At 53.1% G+C, this 20,011-nt stretch carries 29 protein-coding genes and 1 pseudogene; all 30 read right to left on the bottom strand.

From position 1 onward, the window contains the following. Positions 1-66 precede the first annotated feature (66 nt). The 30 genes and pseudogenes from ACP26L_RS36185 to ACP26L_RS36040 all read right to left on the bottom strand — a co-directional run bounded on the left by ACP26L_RS36185 (position 67) and on the right by ACP26L_RS36040 (position 19,926). Positions 67-936, bottom strand: a complete 870-nt coding sequence (locus ACP26L_RS36185; RefSeq protein ID WP_426455449.1) for a sigma-70 family RNA polymerase sigma factor — start codon at positions 934-936, stop codon at positions 67-69. 58 nt (positions 937-994) lie between these two features. Further along, positions 995-1,309, bottom strand: a complete 315-nt coding sequence (locus ACP26L_RS36180) for an HU family DNA-binding protein (protein ID WP_426455447.1) — start codon at positions 1,307-1,309, stop codon at positions 995-997. Then, positions 1,309-1,911, bottom strand: coding sequence for a dTMP kinase (gene tmk / locus ACP26L_RS36175; protein WP_426455445.1), 603 nt, complete (start codon positions 1,909-1,911; stop codon positions 1,309-1,311). Before tmk ends, ACP26L_RS36180 begins: the two co-directional genes overlap by 1 nt. Beyond that, positions 1,908-2,162: a hypothetical protein gene (locus ACP26L_RS36170; RefSeq protein WP_426455443.1), complete on the bottom strand. Its 255-nt coding sequence runs from the start codon at positions 2,160-2,162 to the stop codon at positions 1,908-1,910. Before ACP26L_RS36170 ends, tmk begins: the two co-directional genes overlap by 4 nt. 11 nt (positions 2,163-2,173) lie before the next feature. Further along, the gene (locus tag ACP26L_RS36165; protein ID WP_426455442.1) at positions 2,174-2,407 is read right to left on the bottom strand and encodes a hypothetical protein; all 234 of its coding nucleotides are present in this window, start codon (positions 2,405-2,407) and stop codon (positions 2,174-2,176) included. Positions 2,408-2,454: 47 nt separating this feature from the next. Further along, positions 2,455-3,018, bottom strand: a complete 564-nt coding sequence (locus ACP26L_RS36160; protein WP_426455440.1) for a dUTP diphosphatase — start codon at positions 3,016-3,018, stop codon at positions 2,455-2,457. After that, complete coding sequence (locus ACP26L_RS36155; RefSeq protein ID WP_426455439.1) at positions 3,018-3,440, bottom strand: hypothetical protein; 423 nt, start codon at positions 3,438-3,440, stop codon at positions 3,018-3,020. Before ACP26L_RS36155 ends, ACP26L_RS36160 begins: the two co-directional genes overlap by 1 nt. Before the next feature lie 90 nt (positions 3,441-3,530). Further along, positions 3,531-4,604 carry a ribonucleotide-diphosphate reductase subunit beta gene (locus tag ACP26L_RS36150; protein WP_426455437.1) on the bottom strand — a complete coding sequence of 358 codons (1,074 nt, stop codon included), beginning with the start codon at positions 4,602-4,604 and terminating at the stop codon, positions 3,531-3,533. A gap of 109 nt (positions 4,605-4,713) precedes the next feature. Then, positions 4,714-7,008 (bottom strand): annotated as a pseudogene (locus ACP26L_RS36145) (ribonucleoside-diphosphate reductase subunit alpha). Between the two features lie 52 nt (positions 7,009-7,060). Beyond that, positions 7,061-7,414, bottom strand: coding sequence for a hypothetical protein (locus ACP26L_RS36140; RefSeq protein WP_426455435.1), 354 nt, complete (start codon positions 7,412-7,414; stop codon positions 7,061-7,063). Then, positions 7,411-7,743 (bottom strand): putative PDDEXK endonuclease, encoded by a 333-nt coding sequence (locus ACP26L_RS36135; protein WP_426455434.1) that lies wholly within the window; start codon positions 7,741-7,743, stop codon positions 7,411-7,413. The genes ACP26L_RS36140 and ACP26L_RS36135 overlap by 4 nt, the downstream gene beginning before the upstream one ends. Before the next feature lie 32 nt (positions 7,744-7,775). Further along, complete coding sequence (locus tag ACP26L_RS36130; RefSeq protein ID WP_426455433.1) at positions 7,776-8,831, bottom strand: recombinase RecA; 1,056 nt, start codon at positions 8,829-8,831, stop codon at positions 7,776-7,778. A 13-nt stretch (positions 8,832-8,844) separates the two neighbouring features. Next, positions 8,845-9,033, bottom strand: coding sequence for a hypothetical protein (locus ACP26L_RS36125; RefSeq protein ID WP_426455432.1), 189 nt, complete (start codon positions 9,031-9,033; stop codon positions 8,845-8,847). A gap of 2 nt (positions 9,034-9,035) precedes the next feature. Continuing rightward, a complete protein-coding gene (locus tag ACP26L_RS36120; RefSeq protein ID WP_426455430.1) occupies positions 9,036-9,428 on the bottom strand; it encodes a hypothetical protein in 393 nt (130 codons plus the stop codon). Then, the gene (locus ACP26L_RS36115) at positions 9,425-9,664 is read right to left on the bottom strand and encodes a hypothetical protein (protein ID WP_426455429.1); all 240 of its coding nucleotides are present in this window, start codon (positions 9,662-9,664) and stop codon (positions 9,425-9,427) included. Before ACP26L_RS36115 ends, ACP26L_RS36120 begins: the two co-directional genes overlap by 4 nt. Beyond that, positions 9,655-9,978 (bottom strand): hypothetical protein, encoded by a 324-nt coding sequence (locus tag ACP26L_RS36110; RefSeq protein ID WP_426455428.1) that lies wholly within the window; start codon positions 9,976-9,978, stop codon positions 9,655-9,657. The genes ACP26L_RS36115 and ACP26L_RS36110 overlap by 10 nt, the downstream gene beginning before the upstream one ends. Further along, entirely contained in the window at positions 9,975-10,517 is a 543-nt protein-coding gene (locus ACP26L_RS36105) for a hypothetical protein (protein WP_426455427.1), read from the bottom strand. The genes ACP26L_RS36110 and ACP26L_RS36105 overlap by 4 nt, the downstream gene beginning before the upstream one ends. After that, positions 10,514-10,900 carry a hypothetical protein gene (locus ACP26L_RS36100; RefSeq protein ID WP_426455425.1) on the bottom strand — a complete coding sequence of 129 codons (387 nt, stop codon included), beginning with the start codon at positions 10,898-10,900 and terminating at the stop codon, positions 10,514-10,516. The genes ACP26L_RS36105 and ACP26L_RS36100 overlap by 4 nt, the downstream gene beginning before the upstream one ends. Next, a complete protein-coding gene (locus ACP26L_RS36095; protein WP_426455423.1) occupies positions 10,849-11,415 on the bottom strand; it encodes a crossover junction endodeoxyribonuclease RuvC in 567 nt (188 codons plus the stop codon). The genes ACP26L_RS36100 and ACP26L_RS36095 overlap by 52 nt, the downstream gene beginning before the upstream one ends. After that, positions 11,393-11,647: a hypothetical protein gene (locus ACP26L_RS36090; protein ID WP_426455422.1), complete on the bottom strand. Its 255-nt coding sequence runs from the start codon at positions 11,645-11,647 to the stop codon at positions 11,393-11,395. Before ACP26L_RS36090 ends, ACP26L_RS36095 begins: the two co-directional genes overlap by 23 nt. Before the next feature lie 81 nt (positions 11,648-11,728). Further along, positions 11,729-12,547, bottom strand: coding sequence for a hypothetical protein (locus ACP26L_RS36085; protein ID WP_426455421.1), 819 nt, complete (start codon positions 12,545-12,547; stop codon positions 11,729-11,731). Then, positions 12,544-12,756: a hypothetical protein gene (locus ACP26L_RS36080; protein WP_426455419.1), complete on the bottom strand. Its 213-nt coding sequence runs from the start codon at positions 12,754-12,756 to the stop codon at positions 12,544-12,546. Before ACP26L_RS36080 ends, ACP26L_RS36085 begins: the two co-directional genes overlap by 4 nt. Further along, on the bottom strand, positions 12,753-13,220 hold the full coding sequence (locus ACP26L_RS36075) for a ribonuclease H family protein (protein WP_426455418.1): 468 nt from the start codon (positions 13,218-13,220) through the stop codon (positions 12,753-12,755). Before ACP26L_RS36075 ends, ACP26L_RS36080 begins: the two co-directional genes overlap by 4 nt. Continuing rightward, entirely contained in the window at positions 13,217-13,804 is a 588-nt protein-coding gene (locus ACP26L_RS36070) for a DNA polymerase (protein ID WP_426455490.1), read from the bottom strand. The genes ACP26L_RS36075 and ACP26L_RS36070 overlap by 4 nt, the downstream gene beginning before the upstream one ends. A gap of 35 nt (positions 13,805-13,839) precedes the next feature. Next, positions 13,840-14,832, bottom strand: coding sequence for a hypothetical protein (locus tag ACP26L_RS36065; protein WP_426455416.1), 993 nt, complete (start codon positions 14,830-14,832; stop codon positions 13,840-13,842). A 185-nt stretch (positions 14,833-15,017) separates the two neighbouring features. Continuing rightward, a complete protein-coding gene (locus ACP26L_RS36060) occupies positions 15,018-16,826 on the bottom strand; it encodes a DNA polymerase (protein ID WP_426455415.1) in 1,809 nt (602 codons plus the stop codon). A gap of 158 nt (positions 16,827-16,984) precedes the next feature. Beyond that, entirely contained in the window at positions 16,985-17,533 is a 549-nt protein-coding gene (locus ACP26L_RS36055; RefSeq protein WP_426455413.1) for a hypothetical protein, read from the bottom strand. A gap of 180 nt (positions 17,534-17,713) precedes the next feature. After that, a complete protein-coding gene (locus ACP26L_RS36050; protein WP_426455412.1) occupies positions 17,714-18,136 on the bottom strand; it encodes a hypothetical protein in 423 nt (140 codons plus the stop codon). Between the two features lie 109 nt (positions 18,137-18,245). Next, positions 18,246-18,815 carry a sigma-70 family RNA polymerase sigma factor gene (locus tag ACP26L_RS36045; protein WP_426455411.1) on the bottom strand — a complete coding sequence of 190 codons (570 nt, stop codon included), beginning with the start codon at positions 18,813-18,815 and terminating at the stop codon, positions 18,246-18,248. Next, the gene (locus ACP26L_RS36040; RefSeq protein WP_426455410.1) at positions 18,778-19,926 is read right to left on the bottom strand and encodes a toprim domain-containing protein; all 1,149 of its coding nucleotides are present in this window, start codon (positions 19,924-19,926) and stop codon (positions 18,778-18,780) included. Before ACP26L_RS36040 ends, ACP26L_RS36045 begins: the two co-directional genes overlap by 38 nt. Between the last annotated feature and the right edge of the window lie 85 nt (positions 19,927-20,011).

The raw sequence follows: 20,011 nt of genomic DNA, 5'->3' as shown, positions 1-20,011 counted from the left end.
TTGCGGATCATTATATCAAGGGAGAACTTTCCTGCGCCCTTCCCCCTCCCTCCCTGCAGACATGCCCTACTCAGCTACCCTGAAATTTTCAAGAACCGATGTGAAATCAAGATCAAGACAGCTTTCGCTGTTTCTTGCGTCAAGCAGTAGTGAGGCTACTTTCTTGATAATGCGACCGACTCGCATTTGTGAGATGCCCTCCTGTTCTGCAGCCTGTGTTTGATTTAATCCGGAGATGCGAAGCATTAACACACGCATTTCCTGTTCGCTGAGCCGGTGGCGGATCGATTCAACCACGGAATCAACATAGCTTCTATCCATTGCAAGCTCTTCCGTGTCTGTGCCATCCTCCAGCAGGTCGAGGTAGGACGTGGCCGGCTCGTCAGGCTCGCGCATGTAACAGTGGATTGCAGTCTCATGAAGGTATTTGACGTTGCGGCCAATGGCTTGGGCTTTCTTGATTCGTTCAATGGGTTTGTTGAGGGCTTCGGAGAGTTCTTCTGGGGAGAGGTTTTGACCTTGCTCGGTTTCCAGGCGGGAAATGCGGTTGAGGAGATCGTGCGCGGTGCGTGTGGGGCGGATGACCGGGGCTGAATCGCGGAGGAAGCATTTGATCTCGCGGACGATGGCCGTCACGCTGAAGGAGGAGAACTTGACGCCTCTGGTCGTATCAAAGGCCATGATCGACTTGATGAATCCTAGTCTGCCGAGCTGGGCAATATCGTCCTTCTCAACGCAGTACTGCCGGGTCAGTTTCTCAGGCTTGCCAATGTACTTATGTACACTATGCCAAATCAGGTTCTCGTTCACTACGAGCACGTCACCGAGGTAATCCGAATCCACTTTGGCACGCTCAATATTGGACATATCGTCTAGCGAATAGTAATCCCGGTTGATCTCCAGGTTACTCTGAATATGGTCTGGATGCTTGCTCACAGTTGTACTTTCACCTCGTGAAGGTGGCTGCGGGGCAAGCGCCCCGACCTACCTTGAATTATTGTTTGCCTTGGATTCGGGATTTAAGGGAACGGGTCATCGTGGCGATAACCGTGCGGGTGCGGGGAATAGTCATAGGGGCTCCAGTGGAGGGGACATTCGCGGATTTTGCGTTGAGGATGCGGGTCTTGAAGTTGAAAAAGCGGTGGAGTTTGACGTTATAGCCGTTGACCAGGTAGGCCGTTATGATTTCGAGGATATCGGTGATCCGCTCTTTGGCTTCATCGTTGGAGATGCCCCTCTGCTGGGCGTAGACGCGGGCAATGTCGTCCTTGAAAACCTCTGCGTGGGCAGTCTGGACGTGCACCTGCATTACACAAACCCGTTATCGATGAAGGTCATCACGGCCTCGTGAATGGCTTCAGGAGATCCGTTGGCATCGAGCATAAAGATGAGTTGGTCGGAATCGTAAGGGAGGGTTTTAGCGAGGGATCGGTATGCCATGCGGCTGCGGAGTAAGAGGGAGAAATCTTTCTCGTTCTTGTCTTGGCGCTCAGGGCGGCGCTTGAAGGAGGTTTTCGGGGATACATCGAGGACGAAGGTGATATCCGGCTGGCGGATCTTGTTCTGGAGGCCTTGGAGCCAATCGAGGTTTACGTCACGGGCAGTGCCAAATGCGAGGTTTGAGAGGGTATAGCGGTCGATCACGAGGTAATCGATGCCTGTTTGCTCGTAGCGGTCAATCCAGCACATGAAATCTTGGCGGTCCGCTTCGTAGAGCATGTGAGCAGCCTCGGTCGTGAGGCTTACCTCCCCTTGCAGCCACTGGCGGATGAGGGTGCCGATAGGCTGGTCATATCGGGGGAACGCAATCGTAGCGGTCAGGTGGCCTTGATCCTTCAGCTTCTGCACGAGCATGGCCGTCTGAGTGGCCTTGCCCGAGGCATCCAGGCCTTCAAAAGCGATAATCTTCATTGGAGATGGTCCTTTCTCTTGCTCATGCGAACGACTCTCTCGATGAAGTCCTCCCCTGTCGTATCTTCAAACAAGGCGATCAAGGCGGTGGCGGCGGCAAGAATATCCAGGCCGTCCACTTTGTCTGCGAACACGGAAACTTCTTCGTTTTCATCGATATGAATGGCCAGTCCCCTGTTAAAGGCGAAGGCGTCGCCATTCTTAGAGACTGCAATGGCCAGGCCGTGATCAACTTGACTGTAGATAGACATGGGAATGCTCCTTATCGTTGTGGGTTAAAAGCGTCGAGGCGAACTTTGAGCTGGTTATTGGATTTCAGGTCTTGGTTGGCTGCGTGGATCGTACGCTCGATCTCTTCCCGCTCTGCTTCCTTTTTGGAGATCAGTTCGGCCAGGTGGATGTTCGCCTTGCTCACTTCGTTAGAAGCGAACGTGAACAGGCTCAGCGCGTCCTGTACACGGAGGCGTGCTTCGTCGAGCTGTTGCACGTCACTCACTGGAGCTGCAGGTTTTTTGAAAAGGTTCTTTACGTATCCGAGGATTTTCATTGTGCGTTTTCTCCTTTTTCGTTCGCGTTATCAAAGCTGGTGCCAAAGCCGCCGCGGTCAGTGCCTTCAAGCTTGCGTTTCTCCAGCAGCACCAGGTCCGCCAGCTTAAAGAACAGTGCCTGACATATCTTATCTCCGGGGTGGATCGTGACCGGCTCACTGCTTTCGTTCTTCACTTCCGCTCCCCACTCGTCCCCGTCCCCACTGAAGGAGGCATCGATTACGCCGACTCCGTTGGTCAGCTTTACTTTCCATTTCCGGTAGGTGCTGGAGCGTTGGAACAGGAGGCCGACGAAGCCCATGGGAATCTCGGCAGCCACGTTGAGCGGGATGACAACGGCTTCACCCGGAAAGATCAGGGTCGGAGCGTCGAGGCGGGCGAACAGGTCGTAACCGGCATTGCCCGGGTCTTCCTTGTAGAAGCCATGCAGCTCCTTATCGAAACGCTTGTAAGCCAGGGTCTCGGGAGCACTGCCCTGGATCATGGCGTTGACTCCCTCCCTCCTCTTCCCTGCGATCTCCTTGAAGATCTGGCTGCTGTTCGGGTTTGGGAAATCCATTAAAAGTCCTCCCCGGGCAGCAGAATCTTGTTCTGTGCACGAGTGACGATCTGTTCGACTTCAGCCTCAGCCTGATCCAGGAGTGCTTGCTTGGCCAAGTGCTCGGTCAGCATTTGCTGGAATTTCTCTTCCGTGATTTCCTCAATAATGAGCTGCTTGTTCGAGAGCACCCAAGTTGCACCGTCCGTCATATGGACATTGAAGTAAACTTGTACATTTTCAGGGGTAAAGAATTCACCATTCACGTAGTCGTAGCCAATGACGGCCTTTTCATATCCTGCAACCTGACCGGCGAACCACATGTTGACTGTCTGGCCATCCGGAGGAGTTATATCGTTCTGCGGGACGTGGATGAATTTTCCGACCAGGCTTGCTGCAGTCGTCTCATCGATCCCGCCGAGGTATGTGTTTGTGTTTTCCATTAGGTATCAATCCTCTCAGGTATTTACTGCCTCGGGTTTTATATACGACCTGACCCTAGGTATTTTAAGGTCAGGCCTTAACATTTTTGTTTAGCCGCGGCCACCGCGGAGCCGGTCGAAACCGTTGGCTTTGGATACCTTACCGTAGTTGCGGCTCTTGCCTTCAAAGAAGTCTGTCTTGGTGGAAGCCAGAGCTTCATCCGTGAAAGGTCTGATCCACGGCATCACGTTCTCCGGCACATCCACGTCGTACAGTTTCTCCAGGCCCATCTGCTTCAAGCGCTTGTTGGCGGTCGCTTTGATGTACTCTGCGAGCTCATCAAGATCGATGTTCTCCACATCAGTAAGAATGTGGCGGCCCCAGTTCAACTCGTGCTCAACCGCCCGGGCAATCGTTTTGCGGGCCCCATCGATATTCTCGGGGGTAGCCAATTCCGGGTAATCCAGGAGCAGCAGCTTGAAGATTTCAGCCATCCCATACACGTGATGCTGCTCGTCGCGCTGGATATAGCTCATCATCTGCGAAGTCGCCAGCATAGCGCCGTCACGGGCCAGGGAGTAAAAGAAGGCGAACGCGGAGTAGAAGTCGATGCCCTCCAGGATGATATCCATGACCAGGGCTTCAAAGAAGGTTTGCGGGGTCGGGTTGTCGCGGAATTTCTGGTAGACCGTGGTGATGAACAGGTTGCGCTCCAGGAGGATGGGGTCGTGCTTCCAGTATTCAAAAACACTCTTCTGCGTATCGAAGTCCACGACCGAGGAGAGACAGTATGAGTAGGATTGGTTATGCACGATCTCCTGCTGACCGATAATGCCCATGATGGCCTGCAGGGAGGAGTCCGTAAGGTATGCACCCACGTCGCCGACGAACACTGTTTGAACGGAGTCCAGGACGGCCAGCAGCCCGATGGTCTTCAGGTAGGCGTTCTGGCGTGCCGGTGAAAGGGTATGGAAGATTTTTGCGTCCTTCTCCATAGGGATCTCGTCCGGAATCCAGTGGTTGCCCAGCATAACGCGATACAGTTTATAGAATTTCGGCTCGCGGATATCGTCCCAGTTCAAGATGCCAGAGCACTCGCCGCCAACAACCTTCGTCGATTTGTTCGGTGCTGTAATATCAAAAATTTGTGCTTTCAGCAAAGCTGAGCTCATATCTTCTGCCATAATTCATTTCTCCTTCATGTTTGAGGTGGTATGTGCCCTTATACGACCCCTGGCAGGCAAATTTAAGAGGACCCACGAAAATTCGCAGGTCCTCTTTGGGTGGTTCGGATTAAGCGGAGCAGCTCTCGCATTCTTCCGGCATTTCATTTGCTTTGTTACGGACATAGTAAGTGCTCTTCAGGCCGCTGTCCCATGCATCCAGATGCAGGTCGAGCATCTCGAATGCATCGATCTCCGGATGAACGTACAGGTTGAAGGATTGAGCCTGATCGATATGGACCTGGCGGGTGGCGGCGTGGCGGATGGACCAATGCTGGTCAATATCAAAGGCACTCTTATAGTACCAGCGCGTGGCCGTGGAGAGGTTAGGGACGGGGTTGGCGATCTTGTAGGTTTCCTTCTCCTCGTAAGCCATGAGGGAGTAAACCGGATCGACGGAGGCGGTGGAGCCTGCAATGATCGAGGTCGATCCATTCGGGGCAATTGCCATCAGGTAGCCGTTACGGATACCATGCTGCATTACATCCAGGCACAGGTCATACCAGTCTTCTTTGCCTGGGATCGGCACAATGACACCTGCTTCATCCAGGGCAACATAGCCGCGGTCCACAAAGTATTGTCCGGTTGCCCATTCGCTGCCTGCAAAGCGCATATAAGCGCCCTTCTCTTTGGCCAGCTCCATCGAGGCACGGATCGCCAGGAAAGCAACTGTCTCGTACAGTGCATCGTTGAAGGCGACGGCTTCTTCGGATTCCCAGTTGATCTTTATCAGCGCGAGCATCTGGTGGTAGCCGCTGGAGCCGAGGCCGACGGCGCGGTACATCTGGTTGGTGATCTCCGCCTGCGGGACTTCGATGTAGTTCAGGTCGATGACATTGTCCATCATCCGCATCTGGAGTCGTCACGCGCGCTCAATGTCGTCGTCGGTGTAGACGCGGCCGAGGTTGGTCGACGACAGGTTGCACACGACGAAGTCGCCGGTCTTCACCTGCTGGGTCACGATGATCTGGCTGCCGTCTTCATCGATCTCCAGGTATTCCGTGATGATTTGGGTGGCGCTCATGTTCTGGGCGATCTCGGTACACAGGTTAGAGGAGTAGATCATGCCGTGGGCTTTATTCGGGTTGGCGCGGTTGACCGTGTCACGGTAGAACATGAACGGCGTGCCGGTTTCGAAGGAGGACGTCAGGATACGGGTCATGATGTCGAGTGCGGGGACGGTGATACGGGAGAGGGTTGGGTGCTCAACGCATTGCTGGTAGCGGTCGCGGAAGGTACCCTTGCCCTTCTGCTCATCATAGGAATCTTCGATGGAGTAGCCTCTAGCCTTGTGGATCTCGTGCGGGCCATCAGTACCAGGTGCCAAGCAGCATCCTCGACGCGTCTTCATGAACAGGTCCGGAATACATACGCCAGGGAAAATATCATGCGCCTTCATCCGGTCATCCCCGTTGTTCGTCTTGAGGTTCAGGAAGTCGAGAATGTCCTTGTGCCATACATCGAGGTAGACGGCAACCGCACCGGAACGTACGCCGAGCTGGTCGACGGCGACTGCCGTATTGTTGTAGTTCTTGATCCAAGGCACGACACCGCCGGCCACGCCCTTGTAGCCGCGGATGTTGGAGCCGCGGGAGCGGACCTTGCCGACATAGATGCCCATGCCGCCGCCGTGCTTCGATACCTGCGCGAAGTTCTGGTCGACGTTGTAGATGCCCCAGAGGTTGTCAGGCACAGTATCGATGAAGCAGGAGGAGAGTTGACCGCCCTTGGCTTTACCGGAGTTGGAGAGCGTCGGGGTGGCAACTGTCATGTACAGGTTCGAGAGGGCCCAGTAGGCTTCCTTAACGAGCTCGATCCGCGTCTCTGCCGGTTCATGGATCATGAGCTGCATGGCGATAACCATCCAACGCTCCTGTGGTAGCTCCAGAGTCTTCTTGTCATAGTCGCCGGTGAGGTAACGCTCATCCAGGGTGAGGAGGCCGATGTAAGTCAGCAGATTGTCGCGCTCGACCACCATCTCCTTCTCCAGCTCCTGGATCTCGCCGTAAGTATATTTGTCGCACAGTTCTTCTTTGTAAATCCCCTTGTCGCGCAGGGCCTTCAGCAGCTTATAGAAGGAACCGTACCTCTGATTGTGGTAGGACTTATATCCGCGGTTGATGGCGGCTTCTTTGTACAGCTTTGTGAGGTAAGCAGCCGAGGCCACGAACGTCCAATCCGGCTCCTCAACGGAGATCAGCTCCAGGGCCGTCATATAAATCGCGCGTGTGATCTCTTCGGACTTTACGGTTTCAGCTTTCAGCTTGCTCTGCACGCCGCGCAGCAGCCGCTTCTGGTCCAGGTCCGGATAGAGGGCCATAATGCGGGCGACATACTGCGTTAGGCGCTCCGGATCGAACTCCATAACCCGGTTCTGGGGTTTTGTTACAAACTTCACTTGTGCGTCACTCCTTGTGTTATAAGTAAAAATCCACGATGTGCTGTAGGGTCTGGTTAAAATCCAGGAATGCGTTCGATTCAAACGCATGAATCATCTTGCTGCTGAGGCAGTCGCCGATCAGGAAGATCGGGATTTGCTTAGAGTAGGCCAAATGGAGAAATACTCCCTCGTCAAAGGAGGGGTCACCGTGCTGCACATTCAGCACGAGCATATCGGCCGTCTCCACGGCTTTCTTGTTGGTCAGGTAGTTTTCTATGTCCGTTAATTGGGACTCCAGGGAGGGGCTGTATATGAGCCAGGCGAGCCGGTCGTCGGCCTGATAATCGATGGGGAGGTTTTGTCCAATCAGCATGATGCGCAGTGCATTCATTCTTTGACCGCCTTTCGCAGTTCAATCAGCTCTTCATAAAGTGCCAGAAAGTCCCGGTCGCGGAGGACGAAGTAATCTGTGCGCGTACCAAAGGAGATGACCAGGGCAGGGAGCTTGCCGTTCTCAAAGGCTTCCTCGTCGATCTTATCGAGCCATTCCTTCTTGACCGCTATGGACTTGCTCGCCTTCTCCTTGGTTTTGCACTCGATTTGGAAGGATTCCGATACCACATCACTCTTGGCGATCCAGAGCGCCCCGGAAACCATCTGGGTCCGGGCCTGCTCCTCGCCAATTTGCTTCAGGCTCTTGGTGATGCGTCGTTCCTGCATCCTGGATCTGATTTGACCTTCTGATTTAGCCATTAGCTGCGGATCACTTCCTGCACGACCTGCAGCATGTGATCATACAGCGTGCCGCCTGCTTCCACGTCCTCGACAAGCGCCTCGCGGGTCTTGTCCTTGCCATTGAAGCGGCCTTCCTTGCCGTACTGCTCAAACACGTCGCCGGTTCGTGGGTCCTGGAATGTCAGCCAGCTCGTGCCAGTGAGAACGTTGATCTCCTTGGCTACCTGAACCAGTTCGGTGTAACGGTCAATGCCGTGCTCGAAGTAGAGATCGAGGTTTGCCTGCTTGTGCGGCGGGGCGATCTTATTCTTGGTGACCTTGACCTTGGTCTGCTGGCCGATCACATCAGTGCCTTTTTTCTTGTACTCACCGATGCCGACTTCCAGGCGCTGCGAGTAAGCGTGCTTGATCGAGCGGCCACCGGTGGTATCCGTAGGGGTTCCATACATAGAAAAGCCGCCGATCTTATCACGGAGCTGGTTGATGAATACGAGGGTGGTACCGGAGTGAGTGAGGAGGCCGGAGTTTACGAGCTTACGCATGGCCTTGGAGAGGATTTTCGAGGCACCGCCGACGCGGCTCTCTTTCTCCCAGTCTTCATTCTCAAATTCGTCTTTGAGGATGAGACCGGACACGGAGTCGAGTCCGATATAGGCAAACCGTCCGGAGCGGATCATGTACTCCAGCATGTCGAAGATTTTCTCTGCATAGGTATCCGGCTGTGTGATGAACAGCTTGCTGATATCCACGCCAAGCTTCTCGCCCCAAACGGGATTGAAGGATTGCTCCAGGTCGATCAGCGCATTCTCCTTCTCGGGTTCAGCGATCTGCGCTTCGGCTACAGCCAAGTTGAAGAGGGTGGTTTTACCGGCCCCTTCCCGGCCGCTGAGCTCGATGATTCGGCCCTTAGGGTAACCGCCCCCGAGCGCCAGATCGAGCAGCAGGGAACCGGAGGAGCGAACCTCAACGTTACTCAGCTTCTCATCCTGACCGAGCAAGAACATGGACTGCTGACCGAACTCTTTGCGGATCTGGTTGAGGAGGGTATCGCGGCTAATAGGGGATTCGGACATTTATTTCAGCTCCTTAAAGCTTCATGGGGTTAATATCTGCGGTGAGGGTGGTGGTGACACGGAGGATGCCGTGCTTATCGCGTCGGATAGAGGCTTTATTGCCGAGGCCGTCGGAGACGGAGAGGGAAACGAGGGCATTCTTATCGACCAAGGGGAGGAGGATCTCTTCTACAAACTGATTGAATGGCTGCTTCTCGTTCATGGTCAGCCCTTCTTGTCTTTCACGATGCGGCGGCGGACAGTGACAAACTCGGATCTGCCTTCTGCCTGGAACTTGCCGACTTGCTCAGCCGTGAGGCGGCCATTCTCGACCAAGGCCGATACGCCTTCGTAGCTCAGCTCGGTGCGGTCTACGCCAACCTGGCCGGAGAGGCCGTCTTTATCGAATTTCACATTGAACCGGACATTGTTTTTCAGGCGAAGCTCATCCCGGCCATTGAGTGCACGGACGGTCACGTCGCCGCTGTTGATCTCGACCATTTCGGTATAGATAAGACCTTTGAGGAAGTCGGCTTTGTCAGCCAATCTGCGGCGCTCTTCGTTCACGTTCAGCAGCTCTTCACCGAGCTTTGTCAGGCGGTCATTTTCGGTAATCATTTGAAAGCTCCTTTCAGGAAGGGAAGAATGGTCTCATAGTAGAGGGCGTGCAAGAGGATGGGGGCGCTGGTGACCAGCATAACGAGCAGCATGATTCCGGGGCTGCTCACGACTTTGAGGAGGAACTCGTCATCCTGGAACTGTTCAATAAGAGGCTCACGGCCAGCAGTCAGCTCCATGGCTGCCCAGTGTACCACCCCAACGATCAGGTAAACGGCGAGTAGGATCAGGAACATTGAGCTTCGACTCCTTCGGCTTTACGCTTCTGTGCTTTCTCTGCAGCAGCAATCAGGTCTTTTGGAAGATGGAGGATGGTGATGACGGTTGTACCGGCGAACAGATATACGTACCGGTGATAAATGCGAATATTGTTCGCGGTTTGATGGCGGAAATAGAGGGAGGTGAAGTACTTGTTTAACCGGCCGCTCGTCTCTGCGTGGGATGCACCAAAGTCGAGGGCTTCCTGTGCTTTCTTATCGGCGAGCTTCTTACTAAGGCCCATGCGGTCCTTCGTACGCTGCTTCCCGTGGTGAGTCATGGTGGCTGTCATGCGAGGACTCCTCGGTTCATGCCGCGGCGAGCATCCATCACGTCGGCTCCACGGCGGGTGATTTCTCGGGAAATGGCATTCGCTCTCTGCTCATAGCCTTCACGCAGACCCTTCATGGCCGTATAGATCGCGTTGGCTTCAAGGTACTGCTCCTGCCAGTGCCGGTAGAGCTCTTCTGTGGCTACGGTGGCTGCCCGCAGCTCCCGGTTACCTTCCTGCAGCGGATATAGCTGGTCCTGGATGGTGTTGCGGATCTCCAGAGCCGTGGTCCGGTCGAGGTCGGCTACCGATTCACACCAGCGTGCATAGGCGATCATGGCCGTCCACCGGTCGAGGAAGTCCCCGAGCTCGGTAAAAGGAATGTTCGCTACGCCGCCGTGCCGCTTTTTCAGGTTGTCCCACTCGGTAAAGAGGTTGCGGCCTTCCACGCTATCCTCAGGCTTCGGAGGCGTTGGCAGTCCGGCCGAGGCCAGGCGGTTCATTGCTTTCCTGCGAACAACCAGCTCCTGGGCACCGGCTTCGATTTCTTGACGATTCATGCTTTGCCACCTCGCAATACACGGAGTTTAACCGGCGCTTGTTGCGGCTCGGCTTCATGTTGGGGATCGCTGTTGCGCCGCTGGACGACCGTGGCTTCGTAGAAAAGGTCTTCCAGTCGCTCATAAAAGGATGCCTGCGAATTGGCGGGAATGAGGATATGGTAGGCGTACATACCGTCCTCACCGGCAAGTGGGGCGGCGGTGACTGAGGCACCGGCCAAGAGGAAGAGGGGGACCAGATCAAGGGCAGGATACAGGCCGGTCACGTCAGCCATATCCTCGAACATCAGGGTGCCAAACTGGTAGAAAAGCGATTGGATCTCTATGTTCGCTACTTGGATCGCACCCGGCGTGATGAGCGCGACGGGGATGAGGTCTGACATGATGGAAGGACTCCTTTCTCAATCAGGTGGGTGAGTACGACGGCGCAGGCGTCTGATGCGTCGGAGGAGCTGAACAAGTAATCGTCCGGCAGCCTCAGCAACCGGCGCACACCGGCGGCTACTTCATCCTTCTCTGCTTTGCCGTGTCCGCCGACTTTGGATTTCAGTTTGGAAGGGGAAACTTCATGCTCCTGTTTTTCTGTTATGTACCCGTGGCGGCCAAGGGCACGATCTGCAGATGCCCAGGCTCCAAACACACGACGCTGGGTATCCGGTATTCTTGAAACGAACTGTTCTCGGACGATTTCGTGGATCGGCTTGTAGGTGTCCACCAGGGAGGTGAACTGGTCCTCAATGTCGGCATAACGAAGAGCGAGGGAATGCTTAGGCTTCGTTTTGAAATTGCCTGCAGTCACGAGATGGGGGATGTTATCGATCAAGTCGATGACTGCGTAGCCGGGGGAGCCGAGACTCAGGTCGAGTCCCAGGTATCTAACCGAGGGCTGTGAATTCACTGGTGATGGTCTTTTCTTCGACTTGACGTTCTGCCTTCGCTACCAGGCCGTCATTTCTCAGTTCACGGAGGCGGCGGCTGATCGTGGCTGCTGGTGTCGCCTTGATGATCTGATTTGCGGTATTCACGTTATCGAACAATACCCAGTAGGCATGGAGAAGTTCGTTCTCGTTTTCAAGTAGTGAGGGCATGGCCGTCACGAGCTGAAGAACATTTTCTTTAATGGGTTTCATCGTGGTGTCTCCTTTATAATCAAAATCCCTTTCGAGTCCTTATACGACCGGAAAGGGATTGATTTTAGGGGAGGGTTAAAATTAATCAGGTTGCTTCAGGTCCTTCTCGCAGAGCTTCTTGTAAGGACAGAACCTGCAGTTTTCTTCGCTCTGTTCCTTCGGCGGCAGCTCGTCCAGCTCGTAATAGTCCTCGATCACGGAGAGCTTCGCCTTCACCCAGTCGTGCTGCGCCTGCGTGTACTGGACCATATAGGCTTTCCAGTTCTGCGTGCCCTTGCAGAAATACACGAAGATGACGTAGGGGATGCCCAGGCAAAGACTGTATACAGCCCCTTGCTTCACGTGATTCTTCAGCGGCTCGATCATGAATTGAAAATCGGTGGGGTTGATCGTCTTGAACTCGAAAATCATATAGGTCTGGTCGAACTCGATGGTTCCGTCGGTCATGGCGGAGATGGGGATGAGACGGGTGTGCCGCTTATCGAGGAATTTAAGCTCCATAGGTGGGGCGTGGTGCTCTTTGATAAACTCGATGCCTTCCTGGCCGTAAGCGGGGATCTCTTCGAGGGGGATCATCTTAATAGGGGAGCCGTCCTCGCCATCCATAGCCATAATCACGTCACGCTGAATCCACTCGTGAAGCTGCGTGCCGACATGCAGGATGCGTACGTTGCGGGCTTTGTTCTTCTTGGAGTGCTTGATGTTTTTGAGTTTGTACCAGATTTCCCGCTGACATTTGTAGATCGAGGAGGGGTTAAAAGCGAGGCGCTGGGGGCGTTCCATATTTCCGATCCGCTCCAGGTACTTATCGAGGGCGAGGAGGAAACGTTCCTCCAGGGGTTTGACCGTATCTGCTTTCTTCTGCTGCTTGATTTGGTCCAGCAGTTTTTTCATGCTCATGGGCGACCCTCCTCCAGGAGAATCCCTTTGGCCATGTAATGGAGCATGGCTTCCTTGTGGAATCGAATAACATAGCCCTTGTCAAAGACATACTTCAGTTCCAGCTCGGAAATCAAATGACTGATATTGTAGACCTGCTCACGGGTGGTCACTCGAAGTTGAATGACCCAATAACCGTTTGCAAGGTAGGAGCTCCACTGTTTTTTCATCGTATTCCCATCTCTTTCTCTTTGGCTTCGACGGCCAGTTCATCCGCCCGCTCGTTGTATTTATGACCGGCGTGGCCGGGAACCCAGTGGTAATGCACCAGGAATTTCTTACTCAGGTCGTAGATTTGCTTAATGATCTCCAGATTCGCACGGGGCTTCCAACCCTCATGTGCCCAGCGGTCTGCACGAAAGTCGAAGCCTTTCTGTACATACTCGCTGTCCGTATACACGTGCACCTCGATGCGTCCCGCGTGGCCAGGGGCGAGGGTGGTCAGCCCCTCCAGGACCCCGCGCAGCTCCATCTCATTACTGGTGGTGCCAGGTGCACGCTTTGCTCCGGACATTTCCTTTTCCCGGACGATCTCACCGTTCTGCTTTGCCAGCATGATGCAGGCCCAGCCGCCAACCGCTTCCGGCCGGCCGTTCTTGTGGATCGCACCGTCGGTCCATAGCTCGACGATCATGCTGCATCCTCCTCGTCGTCGTCATCGTCAGATCCATAACCGCCACCACCGCCGCCTTCTTCATCAAGGAACAGCAGGTCGATATCGTCTTTGGACATTTTTTGTCCCCACTTCGCGCCGACCTCGATATCGGACTTCATGCCACAATCGAGCTGAACAGCGTTACACATGATATCTGCAATCTTCTGCAGTGCTTCCATACCAACATTCTCCGGAACATCGAAGATGATTTCGTCATGCACCCAGAGCACAATGTGAGCATCGATTGACTGAAGGAATTCCTGCAGGAGCAGGGAGGCGATTTTGACTTGGTCTGCCGAGCTTCCCTGGATGACGCTATTGATCCCTTGGCGATAACCCCTCTGAACGAGCCAGAAGCGCTCGGAGGTGACTTCCTTGTGCACGCGGCGCTTGCGGCCGGTATGGGTGGTTGTGAAGCCTTCTTTCTCCATACGGCGGCGCTGCGCGGCCATCCAGCGCTTAACGCCAGGGTACTGGTCGAAATAGGCTTTGATGTAGTCGTCCGCTTCCTCGACGGAGATTTCGAGGGTATCAGCCAGCTTGTATTTTGACATGCCATAAATTATCAGATAACCCGGCCCTTTCGGGCCGGAGTAGACTATACCTTCATAACGCCAAGAGATTGTTTTGCGAGAAGTTTAAAGGGGGATCTGCTGGAGGAAACCCGGTTGAGGTTATTGATAAAACGTGAGTATTTCCTAGGGAGGGGGGTAATCGCGTGGGTTTTGCTATACATCCAGGTTCCGATAGTATAGTAGTCGCTGTCCTGGAACCGAATCTGCATTAATCCATATCGGTTTCCTGTAATAGGTTTGCACCAGTAATCAGTAACCTGAAGTGGGATAAAGATCCTCTCATGTATAGCTGCCATGAGCTTGCTGGGGAGTAAGAAAGATATGACGCTTTTATCTTTCGAGATGGAGCCGTCTCCTTCAAAAAGACCAAGTAGGAGGTAGGGGTAGTGTTGTTCCTGCAGGAGATCCCAAGATATGTCGTAATCAGTGAACGACTTTCGTGGCTTTACACCCAATGCTATCAAGGATTCATATATCTCTACTGCTGTAACGCTAAAGCCTACCGAGAACTTTTCATCACCGACTGGCGCATTCGTCAACAAGGATCTCAGGTATTCGGTGTGTTCACGGTCCTCTTTGGTAATACGGAGACGAACTGACTTTAGCTTTGACCCTAAGGTTCCATCCGCCAAGATCCACCCAAGTAGGTAGGCTCCTTGATTCGTCATGGGATCGAATATGTTCTTATGCTCGTATATTCGATTTAACTTTTTGGCTTCCCTGATTGTTCTAATTTCAAGCCCTTGCTTTAAAAAATGCTCCCTAATCACGTCGTATTTCACGCCGTATTTCTTACCTATATTCGTCAAGGATAAACCGCTTTTATAGTCGCTATAAGCAGCATTCCAGTCGATCTCACTTGCGAATTTAGCAGATTTCTGCCGATTACTCAGCAGCGTATAACCTTTAATCTTCAGTACCTGGGCTACCTTATGGTGATTCATATTAAGTTGCCTTCCAATAGCCCTGGCTGAGTGTCCCTCATTAAATAATTTCTCGATTAACATCTCGTCCATGTGCCACCGCCTATTATGTGCTAGGGTGATATTAGCACACACGGTAAGTGGTATCAATTACGGAATGGTGTTATGCCCCACATTAAATGTGCTCGATTGATTTACCCTTTGGGTAGGCGGCACATTATAAGTCGTTACACCCGCCACCGCATTTTTGCGGCGCTTCAGCACGGTATTAGCATGGCTTACGCTATAGCTTTCACCGTTAAGAGTGGGGTTTTGCTTCGGCATAACTCTTGGCGTTTACCGAAGTTTACTACTTTTGCGTTCTTCCGGTATTTCTCGTAGTAGATCCCGAGCTCCGTGGCTTCCCGGAGGAGGCGGGGGTCGGTGAACGTGATCTTGCCTTCATCAAGCAGCTTTTGGATGTAGGCAGCATCCGTGAAACGCTCCTCCACGATGTTGCCGTCCGCATCCAAGAACAGTTCTTTCATCTCGCGGCGGGACTCGAACAGGTCGTAGGAGACGTTCTGGTATTCGGGGTTCTGATTCCACATGGACACGGCCGTCATGGAGTGGACGTCCTTGCCGCTGCGGTAAATATCAAGCAGTACTTGGTCCTGGGAAAGATGGGCCAGCCAGCGCAGCTCTTGCTGCGAAAAGTCGATGGAAGCCAGGAGACGGCCGTTATCGGCAACGAAAGCATTCCGGATCAGGCCACCGACACGGGTGGGGATCTGCTGCAGGTTCGGAGAATTACAGCTCATCCGGCCAGTCTTGGTACCAACGGGGTTGAAGCTTGTGTGCACGCGGCCTTCGACGACGGCCTTCGGCAGCTTGTCGGCAAACGCCGTAACAAGTTTGATTTTCTGCTTGAAGTCCATGAGCAGGGGGACTACGGGGTGTTTCTTTTTCAGCTTGCCGAGGGTGGTTTTGTCAGTGGAGTTCGGTTTGTCTGCATTGATCCTGGGGAGGTCGAGCTTAACGTATAGGGCTTCAGCCACCTGTGCCGGAGCGTTGAGGTTAATTTCGCCGGTATACGAGAAAATTTTCTGGCGGAGCTCCTCCAGATCCCGCCGCAGATCGACGGCGACCCGGTTTGTGAGGTAGTCGGTATCGAGCTGCACACCGCGAGCTTCCGCGTTGACGACCACCTGCAGGAATGGCATTTCGACTTCGTACATGAGCTTGCGGACCTGCTCCAAGCCGGGGCGGCGGAGAGCGCGTCCCTGAAATTCGGCCATCTTGTAGGTGAGCTCGGTATCCTTAATGGCATAGTAGGAGGCCAGGTTGCCGGTACGGTCCGGGTTCAGGCGGATCGGGACTTTATCAAAGGTGGTCTTGCCGAAGAGCTTGCCGAAGGTATCAGAGGGGATTTTCAGATAGAGGGTGGCCATGTCTTTCAGTCGCTTGCTCTGGTTCTCATCGAGCAGTGCCTGGCCGATCATGGTATCGAAGAATGCTATGATATTGATGCTCATCCAGTTGCGAAGGACGTGGCAGTCGAATTTCGCGTTATGGAGCAGCAGCTTTTTGTTGCGATCCTCCAGGATCGGCTTCAGCTTGCGCTGCACGGTTTCCATAGGGAGACAGCGCACATAGTCGGTGCCAAGGATGGCAGCCCCCAGGATGCTGCCGTTCTCATCGGTGGCGTGCACCGGCACATCTTCCAAACGTTCGATGTGCTCCATGTGTTTGAGGGGAATGTAGTAGCCGCGGTGCGGGGCGTAAAAGGAGATCCCAACGATTTCGTCACTGAAGGGATTGACGCCCATGGTTTCGGTATCCACGGCGAGGATCGGCTGCTCTTCGAGCCACTCGCAGCACTCACGAAGATCCTGCAGGGTCCATACGGTATGGTAGTGATCGGGAAGGGGGGTGGTTTTCGCCATCTCTCCGATCTGTACTTGTTTCTTGGTCGGTTTCTTGGTTTTGGGAGCCTTTGGTTTTTCGGTAGCGACCTTCTTGGCTCGCGCCTTCTTCTTTACGGCTTTTTCATCCGCGCTGTCAATCAAAGCGAGAATGTCCATATTACTGCGAGCGGGTTCACTCATGGAAAGCACCTCCTGGGCCCTTATACGACCGCGGAGAGCTGATTTTAAGGCTGTGCTTCAAAAAGAACAGAGGTGTGTAATAATACCCGATGGGTCTTATTGACATAGAAAGACGCCCCCCGAACCGGGAGGCGTCTTCGTGTTGTGCTCAGCTTTGCTTAGAAGGGGTAGTTGTCGTCTGGGGCTTCCGGCAGCGGGGCGTCTTCCTGCTGGGCCGGTGGGGCGTCATGATCGGCCGGAGCTGCAGTAGATCCGCCTCTTACAGCGGCAATGATATCCTCACGGCTTCGCGGCTGTGGCACGATATCGCTGAAGTTCGGCAGATCATACTGCGAAAAGTCCTCTTCGGTCTTGTCCTGCGGGAAGAACTGGTATACCGTGCTCAGCTTTTCGCCTTGGCGGTACACTTTGTAATCCCGGCCAGTCAGGTCGCCGTACTCCTCGGTCAGAGCCACGAGCTGGCGGGCCACCGTCATGCTGACCTTCCAGTACTTCACCTTATTCTCCGGACGCTCAATTACAGCCAGGTAAGCCTGGAACTTGCCCTTTTCACCGGCTGCGCACAGCGGGCAGTTCTGCTTGCCGAGGCAGCGGAACGTTCTCCACTTCCCACCAATCTGAATCGAATGCTCGTATACCGAAACGACTTCATCTGTTGGAGTCGCAAACCGGATAACGACCGCCTTGTTCGGGGTGATTTTCAACATGGATACCGAATTGCCACTCGGAATTGCACCCAGACCTCTTCCTTCATAAACACTCATCTTTCTCGTCTCTCCTCTGCTCGTCTAAGGTACGATGGAGTGTACTACCACTCCCTCGAACCCTTATACGACATGCAGAAATGAGATTTTAGGCCAATTTAAAATTTCATTCATCAAGGCTTGTCACGCAATCAAAAGCACTTTACGGTTATTGTAATTGTCTAGGAAGGCTATGCGGTCAAGCTCATACCGAGAGAGATTCTTTCTTGTAAGAGTTAAAGAATCCTCCAGTACCCCCAGAACAGCTTTTTTGTAATATATGGTGATGCTTTCGTCGGTATCTACTGTTACCTTAGTAATTTTGTAACTCGCGAAGTCGTAAATACTATCGAATCGAAATTGTTTCTGTTCGAGGTACTTGCAATTCATTAATAATCGGTCGAACTTCTTTGATATTTCTCTACGTTGATATCTGTGGATCATAAATAGAGCTATAGCTGAAAATGTTAGAAATGTAAAAAGGAAACCAATCCCACCGCCGTTAATCACCATCAAGCAAAAGAAGAATATGAAACCAAAGAAAGACCATGTTTGAATTACTTTCACTATAAATCCTCCATCTCTAAGCGAATATAATATAATTTGTTATCGGCCCTCGCAGCCTCAAAATTAAACACAAAAAAACCGCCCGGCTAGGGGCGGCGGATTATGCTGGTTACATAGCCATTTGGCATTTGGTTGTGATGTTCGACCAGATTTGGCTCATCCGGCCGCGGCTTATCTTGAAGACCTGGGCGATCTCACCGAAGTCATAGCCCGAAGCGTGAAGGCGAAAGATCTCCTTTTCACGATCTGTCAGGCCGACGTTCTCCATGAGGTCGGTCATCACTTCAAAGGCTGTGTAGCCAACATCCTCAGTCCCTACCTGGAGCGTCATTTCTTCGGCCCCATCCATGGAGTCGGTAGCGTAGGCGTTCAGGCTCATGGCATTCACAACGCGCAGGTTCGTTCCGGAACCGGCTTTCTTCAGGCAGTCGCGGATCGTGTTGGAGATGATGTGATCCAGGAAGGTGCTCATCTTGGCTTTGCTGCTGTCATACTTGTCCAGCGAGCGGTACACCTTCAAAAGGGCTTCCTGCTTCACGTCATCGGCATCCATACCGGCAAACTTCATACCGCTGATCTTCTTGGCGACTTTCTCCTCGGATTTTTTCAAGAAGGCGTCCAATTCACCAAGGGCAAACAGCTCATCCAGTCCCATTTCCTGCGCGTTGTTCTCGATCATTTTTCTTCCTCCCCAGGATCTCTGTTATCGATTTTTCATTTTGGGTCTGCATCAGGACGAAAGTATCGAAGGGCACGACGGTGACCTGCTTCAACAATCCAGCTTTCAGCAGATTATTCGCATCTTTATACAGCAGCTCGTCCTCATTGACCGTGTCGATGCCCCAATGACCACCAGGGTAGAGAACAACGTTAACGCGGATCGCTGACATTTTGCTTATTGTATTGAAGGATCGGAGGGTAGCGAGCACTCCGTAAATATCGTTGTCGAAGAAGAGGTTGACCGTTTTGATCCCGGCCTGCATAAGCTCCTTGACCTGCTCTTCGCTGATAATCTTACCCATCGTTGCTCCGGCAGGCCGGCCACCTTGGTAGCAGCTCATGGTGTCCGTTTCGGATTCGTTGATATCGATCTCGGTGATCCGGCGCGGGGCCTGCAGGATGTAGTAAAGGCCGTATATGATATCCTTCTTGTATATATCCTTCTCATTTAAGAACATTTTGCGGTCGATGAGGCGTCGTTTCACAAACCGGAGCAATCCCTTGCTCGTCCGTACCGGTATTGTGATAGCGTTCCGCTCTTTGTCGTACCCGATTTCGTATTTTGCGAGTGTGCGGGGTGAGAACCCGCGACTTGCCATGTATGGGTGGCTGTAAGCCGTATATTTTGTAGCTTCGCTGTCAGGAAGTGAGCGTCGTTTGCTCGCGTCCGTTCCGTCTATTAAGGCGTCAATGTCCAGGGGTGGCCGCTCATCTGCCGCGGTACTTAAAAACTCCCGAAGCAAGAACTGCATTCCCTGAAATTCTCCCGGGAGATCAAGCACATGGGCGGCGAGTTGGGCCAGGTTGCCAGTCACCTCACAGCCAAAGCACTGAAATCCGTACGGGTATTCAGTCATCATCCCGCAGGAGGGGCTACCGGTCTGTGCGTGATAGGGGCAGCAGAACATGACGTTGGTTCCCAAGTTCTTTACCTTGGTCAACGCTAGAGGGTTGTAAGCAGCATCCGGATGATCCTGCCAGTGAAGCCTCAGCTCCTCTAGTACCTCTTCGACGTCGAGCGGAATCGATGATAGGTCTAGCATGTGGTACACTCCGTTCGTCTCAGGCAAGAATGAGTATATCAGGTAATTATTTAGAATTTGTTAGGTTTTCCTCACATCCTAAAATTTTCTTTAGCAGGTAAGGATATTATAC

Source organism: Paenibacillus sp. S-38, from assembly GCF_049942825.1.
Classification (GTDB): domain Bacteria; phylum Bacillota; class Bacilli; order Paenibacillales; family NBRC-103111; genus Paenibacillus_G.
Note: the sequence above shows the minus strand (reverse complement) of the source record. Positions and strands in the feature narration are given on the sequence as shown.

Excerpts from the sequence above, each read along its gene's own strand:
- ACP26L_RS36140 (WP_426455435.1), bottom strand. The coding sequence starts at position 7,414 with ATGAATGCACTGCGCATCATGCTGATTGGACAAAACCTCCCCATCGAT.
- ACP26L_RS36110 (WP_426455428.1), bottom strand. The coding sequence starts at position 9,978 with ATGACAGCCACCATGACTCACCACGGGAAGCAGCGTACGAAGGACCGC.
- ACP26L_RS36055 (WP_426455413.1), bottom strand. The coding sequence starts at position 17,533 with ATGTTGAAAATCACCCCGAACAAGGCGGTCGTTATCCGGTTTGCGACT.
- ACP26L_RS36080 (WP_426455419.1), bottom strand. The coding sequence starts at position 12,756 with ATGAAAAAACAGTGGAGCTCCTACCTTGCAAACGGTTATTGGGTCATT.
- ACP26L_RS36135 (WP_426455434.1), bottom strand. The coding sequence starts at position 7,743 with ATGCAGGAACGACGCATCACCAAGAGCCTGAAGCAAATTGGCGAGGAG.
- ACP26L_RS36060 (WP_426455415.1), bottom strand. The coding sequence starts at position 16,826 with ATGAGTGAACCCGCTCGCAGTAATATGGACATTCTCGCTTTGATTGAC.
- ACP26L_RS36045 (WP_426455411.1), bottom strand. The coding sequence starts at position 18,815 with ATGATCGAGAACAACGCGCAGGAAATGGGACTGGATGAGCTGTTTGCC.
- tmk (WP_426455445.1), bottom strand. The coding sequence starts at position 1,911 with ATGAAGATTATCGCTTTTGAAGGCCTGGATGCCTCGGGCAAGGCCACT.
- ACP26L_RS36180 (WP_426455447.1), bottom strand. The coding sequence starts at position 1,309 with ATGCAGGTGCACGTCCAGACTGCCCACGCAGAGGTTTTCAAGGACGAC.
- ACP26L_RS36160 (WP_426455440.1), bottom strand. The coding sequence starts at position 3,018 with ATGGATTTCCCAAACCCGAACAGCAGCCAGATCTTCAAGGAGATCGCA.
- ACP26L_RS36150 (WP_426455437.1), bottom strand. The coding sequence starts at position 4,604 with ATGGCAGAAGATATGAGCTCAGCTTTGCTGAAAGCACAAATTTTTGAT.
- ACP26L_RS36100 (WP_426455425.1), bottom strand. The coding sequence starts at position 10,900 with ATGTCAGACCTCATCCCCGTCGCGCTCATCACGCCGGGTGCGATCCAA.
- ACP26L_RS36090 (WP_426455422.1), bottom strand. The coding sequence starts at position 11,647 with ATGAAACCCATTAAAGAAAATGTTCTTCAGCTCGTGACGGCCATGCCC.
- ACP26L_RS36170 (WP_426455443.1), bottom strand. The coding sequence starts at position 2,162 with ATGTCTATCTACAGTCAAGTTGATCACGGCCTGGCCATTGCAGTCTCT.
- ACP26L_RS36085 (WP_426455421.1), bottom strand. The coding sequence starts at position 12,547 with ATGAGCATGAAAAAACTGCTGGACCAAATCAAGCAGCAGAAGAAAGCA.
- ACP26L_RS36155 (WP_426455439.1), bottom strand. The coding sequence starts at position 3,440 with ATGGAAAACACAAACACATACCTCGGCGGGATCGATGAGACGACTGCA.
- ACP26L_RS36075 (WP_426455418.1), bottom strand. The coding sequence starts at position 13,220 with ATGATCGTCGAGCTATGGACCGACGGTGCGATCCACAAGAACGGCCGG.
- ACP26L_RS36115 (WP_426455429.1), bottom strand. The coding sequence starts at position 9,664 with ATGTTCCTGATCCTACTCGCCGTTTACCTGATCGTTGGGGTGGTACAC.
- ACP26L_RS36065 (WP_426455416.1), bottom strand. The coding sequence starts at position 14,832 with ATGGACGAGATGTTAATCGAGAAATTATTTAATGAGGGACACTCAGCC.
- ACP26L_RS36105 (WP_426455427.1), bottom strand. The coding sequence starts at position 10,517 with ATGAATCGTCAAGAAATCGAAGCCGGTGCCCAGGAGCTGGTTGTTCGC.
- ACP26L_RS36120 (WP_426455430.1), bottom strand. The coding sequence starts at position 9,428 with ATGATTACCGAAAATGACCGCCTGACAAAGCTCGGTGAAGAGCTGCTG.
- ACP26L_RS36125 (WP_426455432.1), bottom strand. The coding sequence starts at position 9,033 with ATGAACGAGAAGCAGCCATTCAATCAGTTTGTAGAAGAGATCCTCCTC.
- ACP26L_RS36130 (WP_426455433.1), bottom strand. The coding sequence starts at position 8,831 with ATGTCCGAATCCCCTATTAGCCGCGATACCCTCCTCAACCAGATCCGC.